Raw genomic sequence first — 17405 nt, forward strand, 5'->3', positions numbered from 1 at the left:
CCTGTCCTGTCGCTTACTGGCCCGCGGGCGCCGCGGACTGACCGGTGCGGCCGCGCTCCACTTCGCGTAAAGGTATGTAGGGGGTGACGCCGTCGGCATCGATGACGGTCTTGTCGGTGCGCGAAAGCACCGCTTCCATGGTTTCGTAATAGAGCCGGCGACGGGTCACCTCGGGGGCGAGGCGATATTCGGCGTAGATTTGGTTGAATGCCTCGGCATCGCCTTCCGCGCGGGCCAGCACCTGCTGCGCATAACGGCGGGCACGGTTCAATTCGCGTTCGGCATCCTGTTGCGCGGCGAGCACGTCGTTGAACGCCTCGACCACGCTTTCGGGCGGATCGGTCTTGTCGATCTCGATACCCTGCACCGCGATACCCGCGCCATAACCGTCAAGGATCGACTGCATGCGCATGCGCACGTTTTCCTGAATGTCGGCGCGGCCTTCACCCGAAATCACCGAATCGAGCGTCTTTTCCGCAACCGAGGAGCGCATCGCGGTTTCCGCGGCTTCGCGCACGGTCTCGATCGGATCGGCGAGTTGGAACTGGAACAGGGTCAGGTCCTTGATGTTCCAGCGGATCGAGTAGCTCAGATCGACCAGGTTCTGGTCGCCTGTCAGGATCAGCTTGGTCGGCACTTCCTCGGTCCGAATCTCGATCACGTTTTCGGTGTCGACGACGCTGATCGGATAGGGGGCGGAGAAGTTGGTGCCCGGCCCGAACTGGCCGACATATTTGCCGCCGAAACGGGTCACGGTCGCCGCTTCGCCCGGCTGGACGAAGTGGACGCTGGAGAAGATCAGCCACACCGCCGCCACGCCCGCCAGCGCGATCGGCAGCCAGCTGCCGCCGCCGGGGCGCTGCGGAAAGCGCAAGGTCGGCCCGCCGCCCCCGCCGCCCGAACGGCGCGGGCCTTCAGGTCCGCGATTCTTGAAAATGTCCTCGATACTTGCCGAGCGGCGCGGCGGCTTGCGCCCGCCATTGGGAGCGCCCCCGGGCAGCCAGGGATTGCGCGGGCCGTCATTGTTGTCGCCAGTGGGCGCATCGCCCTCCGGTTCGCCGCCGGCATCGCCATCGCGCGAAGGGCCGCGCGAGGGTTTGCCCCACGGATTTTTCTTGCCAGCCATAGCCAGTCCGAATTGTTTCGTCAAACCGTCCAAAATTCGCATGTTTCACTTATAGGAACGCCCTTCCCGGAAAAACAGGGGTTGAAGCCGTGATTTTGGTGCTAGAGGCGCTGCACCATGAGCACCGACGACGACAAGGCCCGGCGATTGCAGGAGGACGAAGCGCGTCTGCGCGCCGCGCTGCCGCCCGAAATCGAGGGTCGCATTCGCTCGGCAAGGCTGACGAACGGGCGCGCCGTGATCGTCGCGGAAGCGGGCGATCTGGGCGCGAAGGCGCGTCAGGAAGTCGAGACATTGATCGAGGATGCCGCGGGTGCGCTGGACGAGGTTTCGGAAGTGCGCGTCGCGCTGATCGCGGATCGCCGACGGCGCATGATCATCGCGATCGGATCGGGCAAGGGCGGCGTCGGCAAATCGACGCTGACCACCAATCTCGCGGTCGCGCTGGCGAAGCTGGGGCGCAAGGTCGGCGTGATCGACGGCGACATTTACGGTCCTTCGCAGCCGCGTTTGCTGGCAACCGAACGCGCTAGCCCGCAGACCAAGGGCGACAGGATGATCCCGGTCGAAAGTCGCCATGGGGTCAAGGTGCTCTCGATGGGCCACCTGGTGCCGCCGGGCAAGGCGCTGGCCTGGCGCGGACCGATGGCGGGCAAGGCGCTGGCGCAGCTGATCGAGGCGGAGTGGGACGACACCGAATTGCTGCTGATCGACCTGCCGCCGGGGACGGGCGACGTGCAGATTTCGATGATGGCCGACAGCAAGCCCGATGGCGCGGTTTTGGTTTCGACCCCGCAGGACCTGGCGCTGCTCGATGCCGCGCGTGCCGGGCAATTGTTCGAAGACGGCGAGGTGCCGATCATCGGTCTGGTGGAGAACATGTCGGGCTATGAATGCCCCGAATGCGGGCATGTCTCCGATCCGTTCGGTTCGGGCGGGGTGGAGAAATTCGCCGCCGCGCTGGACATCCCGTTCCTCGGGCGCATTCCGCTCAGGATGGACACCCGGATCGCGGGCGATCGCGGCGAGCCGCCGGCGGCGGGCGAGGGCGAAGGCGCGGCGCCATTCCTCGACATCGCGGCCAAGCTCGACCGCTGGATCAAGACCGGCAAGCTGTAGGCCACGTGGGGATCAGCCGGAGAGGTTTGCTGACCGGCGCTGCCATCGGCGGCGGGCTCGTCGTTGCCTGGTGGTTCCTGCCGCGCAATTATCGCAATCCGCTTGCCGCCGCGCGCGGCGAACACCTGATGGGTGCCTGGCTGAAGATCGCCGAGGACGGGATCGTCACCGTCGCCGTGCCGCAGCTCGAAATGGGGCAGGGCGTGACGACGCTGATCCCGCAGATCGTCGCGCAGGAATTGGGGGCGGACTGGCGCCAGATCGCGGTCGAACCCGCCGCCCCCGCCGCGGCCTATCCCAACCTCCCGCTGGCGCGCGAATGGAAACAGCTGTGGGATCCGATCGTCGCCGGATGGAACGAGGTCGGCGACGAATGGCTGGCGGAACGCTTCGCGCGCGAACGGCGTTTCAACGCGACCGCAGCGGGCACGTCGCTCGCCGCCTACGAAGTGCCGGCGCGCATGGCCGCGGCGGCGGCGCGCGCGATGCTGGCGCAGGAGGCGGCGGCGCGCTGGGGCGCATCGTGGGAGGAACTCGAGGTCGAGAATGGCATCGTGCGCTGGGGCGATAACAGCGCGACTTTCGGCGAACTGGCCGCCGGTGCCGCCGAGCGCGCGGCCCCCGATCCCCCGCCGCTGCGCCCCGAACCTCCGGGCGAGAGCAGCGGCCCGATGGACCCGGGCGACGAACCGGGAGAAGCACTCGCGTTCCCGCGGATCGACTTGCCGTCCAAGGTCGATGGTTCGTTTCTGTTCGCGGGCGACGTCAGGCTGCCGGGCATGGTCTATGCCGCGATCCGCCACGGGCCCAACAATGCGAGCGAACTCACTGATTTCGACGCCGGCGCAGGGGCGGCGATCCCGGGCGTGGTCGGTGCGGTGCGCACCAGTCGCTGGCTCGCGGTCGCGGCGGCGACCTGGTGGAGCGCGCAGCGGGCGCTCGATGCGATGCAGCCCCGTTTCAGGACGGCTTTCCCGGTCTCGAGCGAGGATGTCGCGGCGCGGCTCGAGACCTCGGTTGAGTCGGGCGACAGCTTCCTCATTGCCGAGTCCGGCTTCGGCGAAGAGGGTATGACCCGCGTCGATATGGCGCGCCGCTACGAGATCGGCCCGGCCCACGCCGCGCCGCTGGAAACGGCAAGCGCTGTCGCGCGTTACGAGGACGGGTTGCTCGAATTGTGGATCGCCGCCCAGGCGCCCGAACAGGCGCGGATCGCGGCGGCGCGCGCAGTCGGGCTCGCGGCGGAGGACGTCGCGCTCTATCCGATGCCGGCGGGCGGGAGTTTCGACGCCCGGCTCGAACACGACCACGCGATCGAGGTCGCGCATATCGCCAAGGAGCTGGGCCGCCCGGTCCACCTGACCTGGTCCCGCCGCGAGGAGATGATCCGTTCCCGGCCGCGCGCGCCCGCGCACGTCCTGATCGGGGCGCAGCTGGAAGCGGGCGCCGGCGCAAGCGATGCGCGCGGGGCGATCGACGCGCTGCGACTGCGCATCGCGACGCCGCCCGCCATGCACGAATTCGGCCGCCGGTTGTTCGGCAATCTCACCGCCTGGGCCGCGATCCGCGAGACCGAGGGGATGGCCGATCCGCTCGCCTGCGCCGGCGCGGTCCCGCCCTATGCCATCCCCTCCGCCGCCGTGCGCCACGTGCCGGTTTCGATCGGGCTGCCGGTCGGACGCGTGCGCGGCAATGCCCATACGATGACAGCTTTCGCGATCGAGAGTTTCGTCGACGAGATCGCGGCCGATGCGGGGCGCGAGCCACTGTCCTTTCGCATGCGGATGCTGGGCTCGGACGTCCGGCTGGCCGCCTGCCTTCAGCGCGCCGCCTCGCTTGCCGGATGGGATGGCGGGCGCGACCAGAGCGGGCAAGGGATCGCCTGCCACCGGATCGGCGATGCCCAGACAGGTGCGCGTATCGCCTGCGTCGCGACCGCACGGCGGGGAGAGGGAGGGCTCAGGGTCGGGCGTCTCACCGCCGCCGTCGATATCGGCCGGATCGTCAACACCGATATCGCCCGCCAGCAGATCGAGGGCGGGCTGATCTTCGGCATGGGACTGGCGCTCGGCAACGAGATGCGCATCCGCGGCGGCCTGCCCGCGAGCACCGATTACGCCGATCTCGGCCTGCCGCAGCTCGCCGACATGCCCGAAATCGTCGTCGACTTCCTGCCGAGCGAAGCCGACCCGGCCGATCCGGGCGAACTGGGCGCCGTTATCGCCGCGCCAGCCATCGCCAACGCGCTGTTTTCGGCGACGGGGTTGCGCCTGCGGCGTCTGCCCCTACTTTCAGACGGTCTGTAGCGTGCGGGACCACGCGATGCGAACCGGAGCTCGCCTCCGGCAAGCGGTGCGCGGCGTATATGGACCACCTAGGAAAACCGAGGCGTCGCCCGCACTGATGATCAAGCATCCATGACCTGGCAAAAACAGCATCTGCCCGGCGATCACCCGCCGGCGACGAGCGGCGCGATCGGCATTCTGCTGGTCAATCTCGGCACGCCCGACGCGCCCGATCCGGGCTCCGTCAGGCGTTACCTCGCACAGTTTCTGTCCGACCGGCGCGTAATCGAGATCCCTCCGATCGCCTGGCAGCCGATCCTGCGCGGCATCATTCTCAATACCCGGCCCCAGAAAAGCGCCGAGGCCTATGGGAAGATATGGACGGAACGCGGCTCGCCCCTCGCCGACATCACCGCGCGCCAGGCCGAAGCGATGGCCGGAGTGCTGGACTGTGGGGAATACGACGCGCGCCTGCATATCGACTACGCGATGCGCTATGGCAGCCCTTCGATCGAACAGCGGCTGGGCGAATTGACCGAAAAGGGCTGCGACCGGATCCTGATCGCGCCGATGTATCCGCAATATTGCGCCGCGACCACCGCGACCGTGTTCGACGAGGTCGCGCGGGTCATGGCCGGTTTGCGCTGGCAGCCGACGCTGCGCTTCGCCCCACCCTATCACGACGATCCGGCCTATATCGAGGCGCTGGCACAGGACCTGTCGCGCCAGGTGCGCGCATTGTCCTTTGCGCCCGAGGTCATGCTGCTGTCCTTTCACGGCATGCCGCAGCGCACGCTCGAACGCGGCGATCCCTATCACTGCCATTGCCAAAAAACCGCGCGGCTGCTGCGCGAGCGGCTGGAGCCGCGGCCCGAATTTGCCGGCGTCCGGTTCGAGACAACGTTCCAGTCGCGCTTCGGCCCGGCGCAGTGGCTCGAACCCGCGACCGATGCGACGCTGGTGGCGGAAGGGGAGAAGGGCACGCGGCGTCTGGTCGTCGCCGCGCCAGGCTTTGCCGCCGATTGCGTCGAGACGCTGGAAGAGCTGGCGCTCGAGGGGCGCGACGAATTCATCGAAGCGGGCGGCGAGCAATACGCCGTGCTCGACTGTCTCAATACGAGCGAGGCCGGCCTTGCCATGCTCGAGACGATGATCCGGCGCGAACTGGCCGGCTGGATCTGAGCTTGGCGTGGCTGTTTACATGATGGTAAGTAGCGTTTTGCATACCTAACCACGCCGAACCACGGAGCCCCCCGCCATGGCGACCCTAGCCGCGCACAACAATATTCCCGACGCCCCGCCGCCCTCGCACTGGTCCGAGGGTGCAAGCGATGATGCCGCGCTCGAGCATATTCCGGGCGAGAAGGGCTGGCCGCTGGTCGGCAACACGTTCCGCACGCTCGCCGATCCGCACGCCTTCACCGATCACATGGTCAAGACTTATGGCCGGGTCTACAAGACCCACGCCTTCGGCGGCTGGAACGTCGCGCTGATCGGGGCGGAGGCGAACGAACTCGTCCTGTTCAACAAGGACAAGATCTTTTCCTCGGAGCAGGGCTGGGGCCCGGTGCTCGATCAGCTGTTTCCGCGCGGGCTGATGCTGCTCGATTTCGATCACCACCGGATCGATCGCCGCGCGCTCTCGATCGCGTTCAAGCCGGGGCCGATGCGCCATTATTCGGGCGCGCTCAACGCCGGCATCGCGCGCGAGGTCGCCCAGTGGGAAGGGGCGATGATATTCTACCCGGCGATCAAGCAGCTGACGCTCGACCTTGCCGCCGACAGCTTTCTCGGCATTCCGTGGGGGCCGGAAGCCGACCGGATCAACACCGCCTTCGTCGACATGGTCCAGGCTTCGGTCGCGCCGGTACGTAAGCCTCTGCCCTTCACCAAGATGAAGAAGGGTGTCGATGGCCGCGCCTATATGGTCGAATATCTGACCGCGGAGACCGTGCGCCGCCGCGCGGAAGGCGGCGGGCAGGACATGTTCAGCCAGTTCGCCACCGCCACCCGCGAAGACGGCGAGATGCTGCCGGTCGACCAGGTGGTCGATCACATGAGCTTCCTGATGATGGCGGCGCACGACACGATCACCTCCTCGGCGACTTCGCTGCTCTACTATCTCGCGGCGAACCCCGAATGGCAGGAGAAGCTGCGCGAGGAGATCGTCGCGGTCACCGATGGACCCGATGCCTCGGGCACCGCCCGCGCGCTCGATTACGACGATCTGGGCAAGCTGGAACTCACCGAAATGGCGTTCAAGGAGGCGCTGCGGATGATGCCGCCCGTCCCCTCGATGCCGCGCCGGGCTTTGAAGAGTTTCGAATTCGGCGGCTACCGGATCCCGGCGGGCGCGCATGTCGGGATCAACATCTACTGGACGCACTATTCGAAAGAGTACTGGGACGATCCCAGGACCTTCGACCCGATGCGCTTCACGCCCGACAAGGTGCGCGAGCGGCACAAATATGCCTGGGTGCCCTTCGGCGGTGGCGCGCATATGTGCCTCGGCCTGCACTTCGCCTATATGCAGGTGAAGATCCTGATGGCGCACCTTCTCCAACGCTACCGGATCGAGGTGCCCGAGGGCTACGAACCCGATTGGCAGCCCTGGCCGATCCCGCAGCCCAAGGACGGGTTGAAGGTGACGTTCAAGGCGATCTGACGGTTCAGCTTCGGTGCAGCCCGTGCGGCGCAATCCCGCTTGGATGACAGCGCGAAACCGTTTCCTCGCCATCGGCACTGCGGGTATTGCAGCCGCGGCTGCGGTCGCGGTACCTGTCAATGCGCAGGACTTGCCGCAGATCGGTGAAGGCCAATGCTTTTACGCCGACCGCTACGCTCCGCTTCTGGCAGAGGGCGTGTTCTTCGTAGATTGCGACTCGGTTCGCATTGAGCGTGCGGGCGACGATATCGTATTCCGCTTTCTTGATACCCGCCGCAAATTTGCCGTGGACTTTCGGACCCAGTCGGACGGTGAGAGGTGGAAGATTCTCGAAGCTCGCCAGCAGGATCGCCGGTGGCGCGCAGCCAGCGGGGTGTGCGAGCTATTTCGCCGCGAAGGTGAAATCAGCGTGGTCACCTGCGTGACCATGAGAGGCGTGTTTCGATATGCGGCGAATTTCGAGGTGGGAAGAGGTGTCGCCTCCCGTTCTCAGCCGGACGTTCGACAATAGGCGGCATAGGGCCGTCTATCAGAAATCCCAGGCGATGCCGTCCTTCTCCCAATCGCCATAGCGGGTGGGGGAAAGCTCGCGTGGTTCTTCCTTGAGCGGATCGACCTTTTTCGGCTCGGGCGCAGGGTCGTTCGACCAATGCGCGGGCTTTTGAAACTCTTTTGCGGCCTGGGATTTCGTCTTCGTCATCGTGTGGAGGAAATGCGCAAGCTGGCGCTTGGTTTCAAGCCTCGCTACTGCGCTGCCCTTCCATGGCCACTCCCACCGGACTTCACGCGCGCCGCGCCGCGCTTCAGATGCTCGACGCGGTGCTGCGCCGCGGCGAAACGCTCGAACAGGCGGCGCCCGCGGCCCTGCGGCAGGTGCGCGACGGCAACGATCAGGCGCTGGCCCGCGCGATCGCGGGCGAGGCGCTGCGCTGGCTGACCGACCTCGACGCGCTGATCGACGGCGCGACGAAGCAGAATCTGCCCGCCGATGCCAAACCGCGCAGCGTGCTGCGCCTGATGCTGGCGCAGGCGCTGAGGTTGGAAACGCCGCCCCACGCCGTCATCGCGACCGGATTGCCGCTCTTGTCGGGCGGACCGCGCAGGTTGGCGCACGGCGTCTTCTCGACCCTGACGAAGCGCGGGGCGAGGCTTCCCGATATCCCCACCCTGCCCGCCGATGTCCGCGAACGATGGGGCGAGCTTGCCCGGGATATCGCCAGCGGACTGGCCGAGCCGCCCGAAGTCGACCTCCATATTCGCGAACCGGACGATACCGCGCTCTGGCAAACGAAACTGGGCGGTGTCAGCCTGGCCACCGGTCATGTGCGTATTCCGCGCGGCTCTCGTATCGACACGCTCGAGGGTTACAAAGAAGGGGCATGGTGGGTGCAGGACCTCGCCGCACAAATCCCCGCCCAGCTGCTCGGGAGGGCGAGCGGCCACGCGCTCGACCTGTGCGCAGCGCCCGGCGGCAAGACGATGGCGCTGGCCGCGCTCGGCTGGGACGTGACCGCGCTCGATATGTCGAAACGCCGGCTGGGCGTGCTGAAGGACAATCTGAAGCGCACCGGCCTTGCCGCCTCGCCCGTGCGCGCCGACGCCCTGACCTGGGAGCCCAAGCATTCCTACGACGCGATCCTGCTCGATGCGCCCTGCACCGCGACCGGCACCTGCCGCCGCCATCCGGATGTTTTGCACCGGATCGGCGCGCGCCAGATCGCTGAAATGGCGCAGGTGCAGCGCGCACTGCTCGAACGTGCGGCGGGGTGGCTGAAGCCCGGCGGCACGCTGATCTACGCTGTCTGTTCGCTCGAGCGCGAGGAAGGCGAGGCGCAGGCGGATCGGGTGAGCGAGAAGCTGGGTCTAAAGGCTGCGCCGATAAGCGCCGGAGAATGTCCCGCGGGATTGCAGCCAACCTCAAAAGGCTGGCTCCGCACCCATCCGGGCCAGCTTCCGCAAGCGGGCGGGCTCGACGGTTTTTTCATCGCGCGCTGGCGGCATCCATAAGCGTCTTCTCGGGGCAGCTGTAACCTGCGGGCGCCTCGCAGCGAATGACGGGTCAAGCATTCGCAAAGGAGACATCGTGATGCGCATCCTCGCCCTCGCCGCCTCGCATCTTGTCACGCTCGGGATCGGCTTTGCGCTCGGCATCTATCTTCTGCCGATCCTCACTGCGCCGCCGTCTCCCGAGGCCGAGACCCTCGCCATCGAGGCGCAGGATGCGCGCTACAGCGCCACGCTCACACGCGAATTGGCCGGCAGCGACGCGCTGCATTGGGGGGAGGGCACGATCAGCGTCACCGACAGCAGCATCGTGCATCAGGGCGCGCTTGCTGCCGGACCCGATTACCGGGTCTATCTGGTCGACGGCTTCGTCGAGGACGAGGCCGGGTTCGAAGCGGTCAAGGACAGCGCCGCTTTCATCGGCGAGGTCGAAAGTTTCGAGGGCTTTCTGCTGGACGTGCCGGCGGGGATCGACATCGAGGCTTACGACACCGTGATCGTGTGGTGCGAGACGTTCGGCGAATTCATCACCGCCGGACGCTATCGCTAAACGCCTTCCTTTACATATTTCTGGAAACTCTTCCGGAGTTTCATGATCTTGGGCGGAATGGTCGCCTGGCAATAGGGATTGCGCTGGCCTTCGCCCTGCCAGTATTCCTGATGGTAGTCCTCCGCCGGATACCATGCGTGGACCTGCGCATCGCCATCCAGCCCTTCGATCGTGGTTACGGCCATCTTGCCGTTCTCCGCGTTCCAGCGGTCGATCGCGGCTTCGGCCTCCTCGCCCTGATCCGCCGAGAGCGGGAAGATCGCGCTGCGATATTGAGTGCCGACATCGTTGCCCTGTCGATTGAGCTGGGTCGGATCATGCGTGCCGAGGAAGACGTCGTAAATCTCGCCGAGCGAGATCCGTTTGGGATCGAAGGTGACGCGCACACCCTCTGCATGGCCGGTCCGCCCCGAACAGACTTCCTTGTAGGTCGGGTTCGCCGTCTCGCCGCCGATATAGCCGCTTTCGACCTCGCTCACTCCGATCACGTCCTTGAACACCGCCTCGGTGCACCAGAAGCATCCGCCCGCAACGATCGCCTGTTCCATATTCTCGCCTCGTCTTGTTTTCTCTTGCCTGTTCCAGGGTTGAGATAGGCAGCGAGGCTACGATTGTTAGAGGGCCGCAGCCCAAGCCGATGCACCTTGTCATTCGCGGCGCCACGCGTCAGGAGGGGCGCAACCATTTCAAGCGAAGAGAGGAAAAGGCCCATGAAACTCACCCTGCTCGCACCCATCGCCGCGCTCGCCGCCGGCAGCGCCCTTGCGACCCACGCCGTGCCGCTCGCCGCCGAGGCGCATACCGACATGGCCTCGCCCGCGCTCGAAGAGGTGCTGGAGCACGAACGCCGCGCCGAAGACCGTGCGCGCGACCAATATCGCAACCCGGCGCAAACGCTCGAATTCTTCGGCGTCGAGCCGACCATGACGGTCGCCGAATACGGCCCCGGCGGCGGGTGGTACACCCGCGTGCTCGCCCCCTATCTGATGCCGGCGGGCACCTATATCGCCTTCAACCAGGACAGCGACGGCCGCAGCTACAACAGCCGCGCGCAGGAAGTCCGCGCCAAGGGCTGGACCGAGAACTTCAAGTTGGGGATCGCGGAGGCGATGGATGTCGACGCCGACGAAGTGATGGCCTTCGAAACCGACGAAATGCCCGAGGAGCTTGCCGGCACAGTCGACCGGGTGCTGATCTTCCGTTCGATGCACGGGCTGAACATGGGCAACAGCGCGGACGATGTGCTCAAGGCCGCGCGTATGATGCTGAAGGATGACGGCATGGTCGGTGTGGTCCAGCATCGCGCCCCCGAAGGCGCCAGCTACGACGATTACGGCGCCCGCCAGCGCGGCTATATGCGCAAGGAGGACGTGGTGAACATTTTCGAGGCGAACGGCTTCGAACTCGCCGCCGAAAGCGAGATCAACGCCAATCCGAACGATCCTGCCAATTGGGAGCGCGGGGTGTGGACCCTGCCCCCCATCCTCGCCACCGGCGAGGGCGATCCGCGCCGCAGCGAATATCTCAGCATCGGCGAAAGCGACCGCATGACGCTGCTGTTCCGCAAGGCGGACTAAAGCGGGCGCCACCCGAAGGACAGACGCCGTTCAGGTCGGGCGCGCGAAACGCATCTCCATCGGCGCGCACCGGTGCCAGTGGAGATTTGCCATGACTTTGCGACAATCCATGCTGCTTTGTCCGATCACCATCACCGCCGCCGCCTGTTCAGGCGGGAATGACGACCCGCGCGGTGTCGATCGCGGCGAAACGCTTCTGTCGGTCAGCGCGACCGGAGAGGCTGACGTGCGTCCGGACGAGGCGCGCTTCGAAGCGGGAGTGCAGAACTGGGCCGGCAACGCGAAAGCGGCAAGCGAGGAAACGCAGGAGGACATTGCGGAAATCGTCGCCGCCCTGCGCGAGCTTGGTATTGCCGATGACGATATCCAGACCAGCGCCGTCAACGTACAGCGGATCGATTACGGCGACCGCCGCGGACAGTTCCAGGCCTACAACACATTGAGCGTCCGCGTGCGCGACGTCGAACAGGCGGGGGCCGCCGTCGCAGCCGTCACCGCGGTCGGCGCGAACATCGTCTCGGGTCCGCAATTGGGCATCGCCGATGCGGAAGCCGCCGCCAACGCCGCCTATGCCAACGCCTATCGCAATGCGGAAAGGCGCGCCGAAGCCTATGCCGAGGCGGCCGACATGGAGGTCGCGCGCGTGCTCTACATTCGCGATGCGGGCGGATCGCAAGGGTCACGCTATCTGGGCGGAGCCATGGCAACCGCGATGGACGCCGCCGCCTACGCGCCCCCGCCGGTCGCCCCGCCGCCGCCCCCTCCCAGCGCGGGGCCACGGCCGGAGCAGGCTTCTCCGGTATCGATCATGCCGGGCCAGACGACCAGCAGCGTCAGCGTGCAAGTGGACTTCGCCTTGCGCGAGAAGTAACGCCTCGCTCCCATGAGCACTCTCACCGTCGCCGCGCTCCAGCTGCCGCTCGCCCGCGAGGAGGAAGCGGACAATATCGCCGCCGTTGCGCGGCAGGTCGAAGAGGCGGCGGCGCGCGGGGCGACACTGATCCTGCCGCCCGAACTGTTCTCCGGCCCCTATTTCTGTCGCACCGAGGAAGAAGCGCTGTTCGCGCTGGCGAAACCTCTCGCACAGCATCCCAGCGTCGCCGCGATGCAGGAGCTGGCGACGCGGCTGAAGGTGGCGATCCCGACCAGCTTCTTCGAACGCGACGGCCATCATTACTACAACAGCCTCGCGATGATCGGACCCGACGGGTCGATCATGGGAACCTATCGCAAGAGCCACATCCCCGACGGGCCTGGCTATGAGGAGAAGTATTATTTCCGCCCCGGCAATGACGGGTTCAAGACCTGGGATGTGCCCGGTGATGATGGTTCCCCGGTGCGCATCGGCGTCGGCATCTGCTGGGACCAATGGTATCCCGAGGCGGCGCGGGTCATGGCATTGCAGGGCGCCGAAGTGCTGCTCTATCCGACCGCGATCGGTTCGGAGCCCTACGATGCCGATCTCGACACCAGCCGGATGTGGCGCCGCGCGATGATCGGCCATGCGGTCTCCAACTGCATGCCGGTGGTCGCGGCGAACCGCATCGGGCCGGAAGGCGAGGCGGGAGAGCAGCGCTTTTACGGGCATTCCTTCATCTGCGACGAATGGGGCGACATGGTCGAAGATTTCGGAGCGGAGGAGGAAGGCGCGCTGGTGGCGACGCTCGACCTCGGCCGGGCCGCGACCCACCGCGCGGGCATGGGCTTCTTCCGCGATCGCCGCCCGCAGCTTTACACCCGCATCTGCGAGGATATCTGAGCGCTCGCTATCTCGTCGCGCTGGGATCGAACCGGCGCCATCACCTGTATGGACCGCCGCGCACCGTGGTGCACGCGGCGATGGAGGAGCTGGCTGCGCTTGGGACGGTGCGGGCGCGTTCCTCGGTTCGCACCACCCCCCCGCTCGGCCCTGCGCGGCGGCGTTTCGCCAACGCCGCCTGCGTGCTCGAGACCGAGTTCGATCCCCCCGCACTGCTCGCAGCGCTCCAGCATCTCGAACGGCAATTCGGGCGGCGGCGGGGGCGGCGCTGGGGGGACCGGGTCCTCGATCTCGACATCGTCGCCTGGGATGGCGGGGAATGGCGCTCCCCCGGCCTTGCCATTCCGCACCCCGCATTCCGCGACCGTGCTTTCGTGCTCGGCCCTGCAAGCGAAATCGCGGACGACTGGCGTGACCCGGTGACCGGCCTGACGATCCGCCAGCTTGACGCCCGCCGGAAACGAAGCGCCCGCTTGACCCCGCGCACCGCGCTGCCTAGGTGAGCGCTCCGACGCCTGCCCGCCAAGAAAAGCGAGCGCGCGACCCTTTGGGGGCCCTTAGCTCAGTCGGTAGAGCAACTGACTTTTAATCAGTAGGTCGCAGGTTCGACCCCTGCAGGGCTCACCACCTTTCGCCACGCTTCAGCGCTTCACAGCCGCATGCCTCAACGCCGGTCGAGCCAGCGCGCCGCCTTGACCCCGCCGGTGATGAGGAAGGGAACGAGCAACACGCTCAGTGTCACCTTGGCAATCACTTGGCCGATAAGAAGGTCGGAGATGTCGAATTCGCCGTAGAAGGCGAGCGTCACGAAAATCAGCGAATCGACCGCCTGGCTCAGCGCCGAGGCGAGGGCGCCGCGGATCATGAGCCCGATCGTCGTCGCCTCCCCGCTCCCGCGCAGCCGATCGAAGATCCAGATGTTAAGCAGCAGCGAGACGATATAGGCCGCCGGCCCCGCCAGCATGATGCGCGGCGTCTGGCCAAGCACGCGTTCGAAGGCGGCGAGGTCTTCCGAGCGGAACTCCACCATCTCGGTCGAGGGGGGCAGGGCGAGGACCAGTGCGATCAGGCTGGCCGAGATCGCAAGCGGCAGAAAGCCCCACCACACCAGCCGCTGTGCCAGCGCCTTGCCGTAAAGCTGCGCGATGGTGCTGGAGATGACGACCAGCCACAGGAAGGCGAAGATGCCCGATTCGACCGCGAGTTCGCTGGGCCACAGCTGCACCTGCTTAAATGCAAGCACCCCGGCGAGCACCGTCATCCCGCCATAGAGCAGCGTGAAGACGAACAGTCCGCGCGGCATGGAGACGGCCGTAGATTGGTGATCGATCGAAAGGGGAGGGGTCGCGCGGTCCATCCGCGGGAGCGGTAAGCGAGCCTTGCACAAAAGAAAAGTGTGCGGGGGCGCATGGCGCGGTTTGCATGTCCCGCGCCCGCACTTGCGCATGGGGATCGAAGCTGCCACCCGTGCGCCCCGGGCAAGGACAAGGGGGCGATGCAGAGCCCCCACAAGGCTGGGATAGACGAGATTTGAACGACGCCGCGACTTCGATGCTGCTCAGTCTTTTCGGCATCATCGCCATTCTCGCCATCGCCTTCGCGCTCTCGTCGGGCAAACGCTCGATCGATCTGCGCGTGGTCGGGGCGGCGTTTGCCTTGCAGGCGTTCATGGCGCTGATTGTCCTGCGCACCGATATTGGCGTCGCCGTCATCGGCGCTTTGTCGAACGGGGTCATTGCGCTGCTCGAATATTCGGTCGTCGGGATCGAGGCGATCTTCGGGCCCATGGGCGCCAATCCCTTCGCCAATACTTTCGTCATCGCCGCCCTGCCGGTGATCGTGTTCTTCGCCGCGATCGTCTCGATCCTCTATCATCTCGGCATCATGCAAAAGCTGGTGCGCTGGGTCGGCGGGGCGATCGGCTGGATCACCGGGATCAGCCGGGTCGAGGCGCTGGGGAGCGCGGCCAACATCTTCGTCGGCCAGTCGGAAAGCCCGCTGGTGGTGCGCCCCTATCTCGCCGCGCTGCCCCCGGCCCAGCTTTTCACCCTGATGAGCGTCGGCATGGCCGGCGTCGCGGGGACGATCCTCGCCGCCTATGCCAGCTTCATCGGCGCCGAGGCGGTCCCGTTCCTGCTCGCCGCTGCCTTCATGTCGGCGCCCGGCGGGATCCTGATGGCGAAGATCATCATGCCCGACGAACGCGAACCGGCACCCGATGTGGCGGCAAGCGTCGCAAAGGCCGCCGGCACGCGGGCGCAGCGCAAGGGGGGCGTGCCCGCCGAGCAGACCCGCGTGACCATGGTTGGCCAGGACGGCGAGGATATCGAACTGCCGCAATCGCGCCTCGCCGCGGGTGGCCCCGCCGCGCTCGCCCAGCCGGTCGAACCGGTCGAGGTCGACGAGGTCGAAATGGCGGAGACATTCGAGGAAGGGCAACGGCCCGCCAACGTGATCGAGGCCGCGGCGCAGGGGACGCAAACGGGGGTCAAGCTTGCGGTCGCCGTCGGCGCGATGGTGATGGTGTTCGTGGCGCTGGTCGCGCTGGCGAATGGCATTTTGGGCGGGCTGGGCGGCCTCGTCGGCTATCCCGACGTCACGTTCCAGCAGTTGCTCGGCTATGTCTTTGCGCCGGTGATGTTCCTGATCGGCATTTCCGACTGGGATCAGGCGCAGATTGCGGGCGGGCTGTTCGGGACCAAGATCGTGCTCAACGAATTCGTCGCCTTTATCGAGCTCGGCGCTCTCGAAACCGGAAGCGCGGCGGGCGAACTGACCGAGCGCAGCCGCGCCATCGTCACCTTTGCCCTGTGCGGCTTTGCCAATTTCTCCTCGATCGCGATCCAGATGGCGGTGACCGGCGGCCTTGCACCAAATCAGCGCCCGGTGATCGCGCGCCTCGGCCTCAAGGCGCTCGCCGCCGGCAGCCTGGCCAACCTGATGAGCGCCGCGCTCGCCAGCCTGTTCCTGCCGCTCTGAAGCCGCTTGGCAGGCACGGGGAGGCGGGTGTATTGCGCCTTCCCATGACCGACCTTCAAAGCTCGCCCGACACCGCAACTGCGCCCAATATCGCTTCCGTCTCGCTCTCCCAGCCGCTCGAACAGATCGCCGACGAACTGGGCCGCTCCTTTGCCGAATACGGCTTTGCCGTGGTGCGCGATCACGGCATTCCCCAGGACCTGATCGAGCGGGCGGAGGAAACCTCCCGGGAATTCTTCGCGCTGCCCGATGCGGCCAAGCGCGAATACCGGATCGAGGGCGGCGGCGGGGCGCGCGGCTACACCCCGTTCGGCACCGAGAAGGCGAAGGACGCATCCGTCTTCGACCTCAAGGAATTCTGGCATGTCGGGCGCGAATTGCCGCCCGGCCACCCGCTCGCCGAATTCATGGCGCCCAATATCTGGCCCGAAGAGCTGCCCGGCTTCCGCCCCGTTTTCAGCGAGCTCTACGCCGCATTCGAGCAGACCGGACTGCGCGTGCTCGAGGCGATCGCGCTGCATCTGGGGCTGGAACGCGATTTCTTCGAAGACACGGTCGCAAACGGCAATTCGGTCATGCGCCTCCTCCACTATCCCCCGCTTGGCGAGGGCGCGCCCGAGGGAGCGATCCGCGCCGCCGCGCATGGCGACATCAACACGATCACCCTGCTGCTCGGCGCAGAGGAAGCGGGGCTCGAATTGCTGACCCGCGCGGGCGAATGGCGCGCGATCGACGTGCCCGAGGGCGCGCTGGTCATCAATGTCGGCGACATGCTCGAACGGCTGACCGCGGGCGTGCTGCGCTCGACGACGCACCGGGTGGTCAATCCTCGGGGGGCCGGGGCGCACAGGTCGCGCTATTCCATGCCGTTCTTCCTGCATTTCAGGCCGGATTACCTGATCGAACCGCTCGAGGTCTGCGCCGCGCGCGATCACGCCAATCCGCAGCCGCCGATCACCGCGCACGATTTTCTGATGCAGCGCCTGCGCGAGATCAATCTCGCCTAAAGGCGATTCTCCGCCCTCCGAAAGTTCCTGCGCACCGATAGGGCGCTCCGGCAAATACTCGCCGGCTGTTGCGCGCTGGCAACACCAGGCGTAGGCCCCCGCAATTCCGCCATTCTGCGCTGCACAATCTCGCGTGCGGCATTGATCTCCGTTCGGCGATCGGAAGCCTGTCTTTGGAATGTCACAAAACCGTCGCCTTAGCGCAGCCCATCGCGGTTAGTGCCGCGCACGTCCGGCGCAGCCGTGCCGGTGCCGACAATTCTTCAGATCATGATCCGCCGTGCCGGATCATCTCCACCAAGCACCCAATTTCAGTGACTCCAACCGTGACAGG

Annotated in this window: 17 protein-coding genes and 1 tRNA gene; 14 read left to right on the forward strand and 4 right to left on the reverse strand. The window is 66.4% G+C overall.

The window, feature by feature from the left end; translation table 11 throughout:
* Nucleotides 1-13: 13 nt before the first annotated feature.
* Nucleotides 14-1126: a protease modulator HflK gene (hflK, locus tag V2I30_RS13280; RefSeq protein ID WP_330662656.1), complete on the reverse strand. Its 1113-nt coding sequence runs from the start codon at nucleotides 1124-1126 to the stop codon at nucleotides 14-16.
* Between the two features lie 117 nt (nucleotides 1127-1243).
* Here hflK and V2I30_RS13285 point away from each other — a divergent pair, with 117 nt between their 5' ends.
* The 5 genes from V2I30_RS13285 (at nucleotide 1244) to V2I30_RS13305 (ending at nucleotide 7706) form a co-directional block, all read left to right on the forward strand.
* A complete protein-coding gene (locus V2I30_RS13285; protein WP_330662657.1) occupies nucleotides 1244-2245 on the forward strand; it encodes an Mrp/NBP35 family ATP-binding protein in 1002 nt (333 codons plus the stop codon).
* A gap of 5 nt (nucleotides 2246-2250) precedes the next feature.
* Nucleotides 2251-4551 carry a xanthine dehydrogenase family protein molybdopterin-binding subunit gene (locus V2I30_RS13290; RefSeq protein WP_330662658.1) on the forward strand — a complete coding sequence of 767 codons (2301 nt, stop codon included), beginning with the start codon at nucleotides 2251-2253 and terminating at the stop codon, nucleotides 4549-4551.
* Between the two features lie 111 nt (nucleotides 4552-4662).
* Entirely contained in the window at nucleotides 4663-5712 is a 1050-nt protein-coding gene (gene hemH / locus V2I30_RS13295) for a ferrochelatase (protein WP_330662659.1), read from the forward strand.
* A gap of 76 nt (nucleotides 5713-5788) precedes the next feature.
* On the forward strand, nucleotides 5789-7195 hold the full coding sequence (locus V2I30_RS13300; protein ID WP_330662660.1) for a cytochrome P450: 1407 nt from the start codon (nucleotides 5789-5791) through the stop codon (nucleotides 7193-7195).
* Between the two features lie 43 nt (nucleotides 7196-7238).
* The gene (locus V2I30_RS13305) at nucleotides 7239-7706 is read left to right on the forward strand and encodes a hypothetical protein (RefSeq protein ID WP_330662661.1); all 468 of its coding nucleotides are present in this window, start codon (nucleotides 7239-7241) and stop codon (nucleotides 7704-7706) included.
* A gap of 18 nt (nucleotides 7707-7724) precedes the next feature.
* Here V2I30_RS13305 and V2I30_RS13310 read toward each other — a convergent pair whose 3' ends face one another.
* Entirely contained in the window at nucleotides 7725-7895 is a 171-nt protein-coding gene (locus tag V2I30_RS13310) for a DUF1674 domain-containing protein (protein ID WP_330662662.1), read from the reverse strand.
* A gap of 62 nt (nucleotides 7896-7957) precedes the next feature.
* Here V2I30_RS13310 and V2I30_RS13315 point away from each other — a divergent pair, with 62 nt between their 5' ends.
* Complete coding sequence (locus V2I30_RS13315; RefSeq protein ID WP_330662663.1) at nucleotides 7958-9202, forward strand: RsmB/NOP family class I SAM-dependent RNA methyltransferase; 1245 nt, start codon at nucleotides 7958-7960, stop codon at nucleotides 9200-9202.
* A gap of 79 nt (nucleotides 9203-9281) precedes the next feature.
* Complete coding sequence (locus tag V2I30_RS13320) at nucleotides 9282-9749, forward strand: DM13 domain-containing protein (protein WP_330662664.1); 468 nt, start codon at nucleotides 9282-9284, stop codon at nucleotides 9747-9749.
* Here V2I30_RS13320 and msrA read toward each other — a convergent pair.
* Nucleotides 9746-10297 (reverse strand): peptide-methionine (S)-S-oxide reductase MsrA, encoded by a 552-nt coding sequence (msrA, locus tag V2I30_RS13325; RefSeq protein ID WP_330662665.1) that lies wholly within the window; start codon nucleotides 10295-10297, stop codon nucleotides 9746-9748. The two genes, V2I30_RS13320 and msrA, sit on opposite strands and share 4 nt — an antisense overlap.
* A gap of 162 nt (nucleotides 10298-10459) precedes the next feature.
* Between msrA and V2I30_RS13330 the strand changes: the two genes are divergently transcribed.
* The 5 genes from V2I30_RS13330 to V2I30_RS13350 all read left to right on the forward strand — a co-directional run bounded on the left by V2I30_RS13330 (nucleotide 10460) and on the right by V2I30_RS13350 (nucleotide 13712).
* Complete coding sequence (locus tag V2I30_RS13330) at nucleotides 10460-11326, forward strand: class I SAM-dependent methyltransferase (RefSeq protein ID WP_330662666.1); 867 nt, start codon at nucleotides 10460-10462, stop codon at nucleotides 11324-11326.
* A gap of 91 nt (nucleotides 11327-11417) precedes the next feature.
* Nucleotides 11418-12197 (forward strand): SIMPL domain-containing protein, encoded by a 780-nt coding sequence (locus V2I30_RS13335; protein WP_330662667.1) that lies wholly within the window; start codon nucleotides 11418-11420, stop codon nucleotides 12195-12197.
* Between the two features lie 12 nt (nucleotides 12198-12209).
* Nucleotides 12210-13085: an N-carbamoylputrescine amidase gene (aguB, locus tag V2I30_RS13340; RefSeq protein WP_330662668.1), complete on the forward strand. Its 876-nt coding sequence runs from the start codon at nucleotides 12210-12212 to the stop codon at nucleotides 13083-13085.
* Nucleotides 13070-13588: a 2-amino-4-hydroxy-6-hydroxymethyldihydropteridine diphosphokinase gene (gene folK, locus V2I30_RS13345; RefSeq protein ID WP_330662774.1), complete on the forward strand. Its 519-nt coding sequence runs from the start codon at nucleotides 13070-13072 to the stop codon at nucleotides 13586-13588. The genes aguB and folK overlap by 16 nt, the downstream gene beginning before the upstream one ends.
* Nucleotides 13589-13636: 48 nt before the next feature.
* A tRNA-Lys gene (locus V2I30_RS13350) sits at nucleotides 13637-13712 on the forward strand.
* Between the two features lie 37 nt (nucleotides 13713-13749).
* Here V2I30_RS13350 and V2I30_RS13355 read toward each other — a convergent pair.
* On the reverse strand, nucleotides 13750-14388 hold the full coding sequence (locus V2I30_RS13355; RefSeq protein ID WP_330662669.1) for a queuosine precursor transporter: 639 nt from the start codon (nucleotides 14386-14388) through the stop codon (nucleotides 13750-13752).
* 248 nt (nucleotides 14389-14636) lie between these two features.
* Between V2I30_RS13355 and V2I30_RS13360 the strand changes: the two genes are divergently transcribed.
* Together V2I30_RS13360 and V2I30_RS13365 are read left to right on the forward strand one after the other, a co-directional pair.
* Nucleotides 14637-16064 carry a NupC/NupG family nucleoside CNT transporter gene (locus V2I30_RS13360; RefSeq protein WP_330662775.1) on the forward strand — a complete coding sequence of 476 codons (1428 nt, stop codon included), beginning with the start codon at nucleotides 14637-14639 and terminating at the stop codon, nucleotides 16062-16064.
* Between the two features lie 44 nt (nucleotides 16065-16108).
* Nucleotides 16109-17071 carry an isopenicillin N synthase family dioxygenase gene (locus V2I30_RS13365; protein ID WP_330662670.1) on the forward strand — a complete coding sequence of 321 codons (963 nt, stop codon included), beginning with the start codon at nucleotides 16109-16111 and terminating at the stop codon, nucleotides 17069-17071.
* Nucleotides 17072-17405: the final 334 nt, after the last annotated feature.

The sequence above is a fragment of the Erythrobacter sp. genome (assembly GCF_036351135.1).
Lineage (GTDB): Bacteria > Pseudomonadota > Alphaproteobacteria > Sphingomonadales > Sphingomonadaceae > Erythrobacter.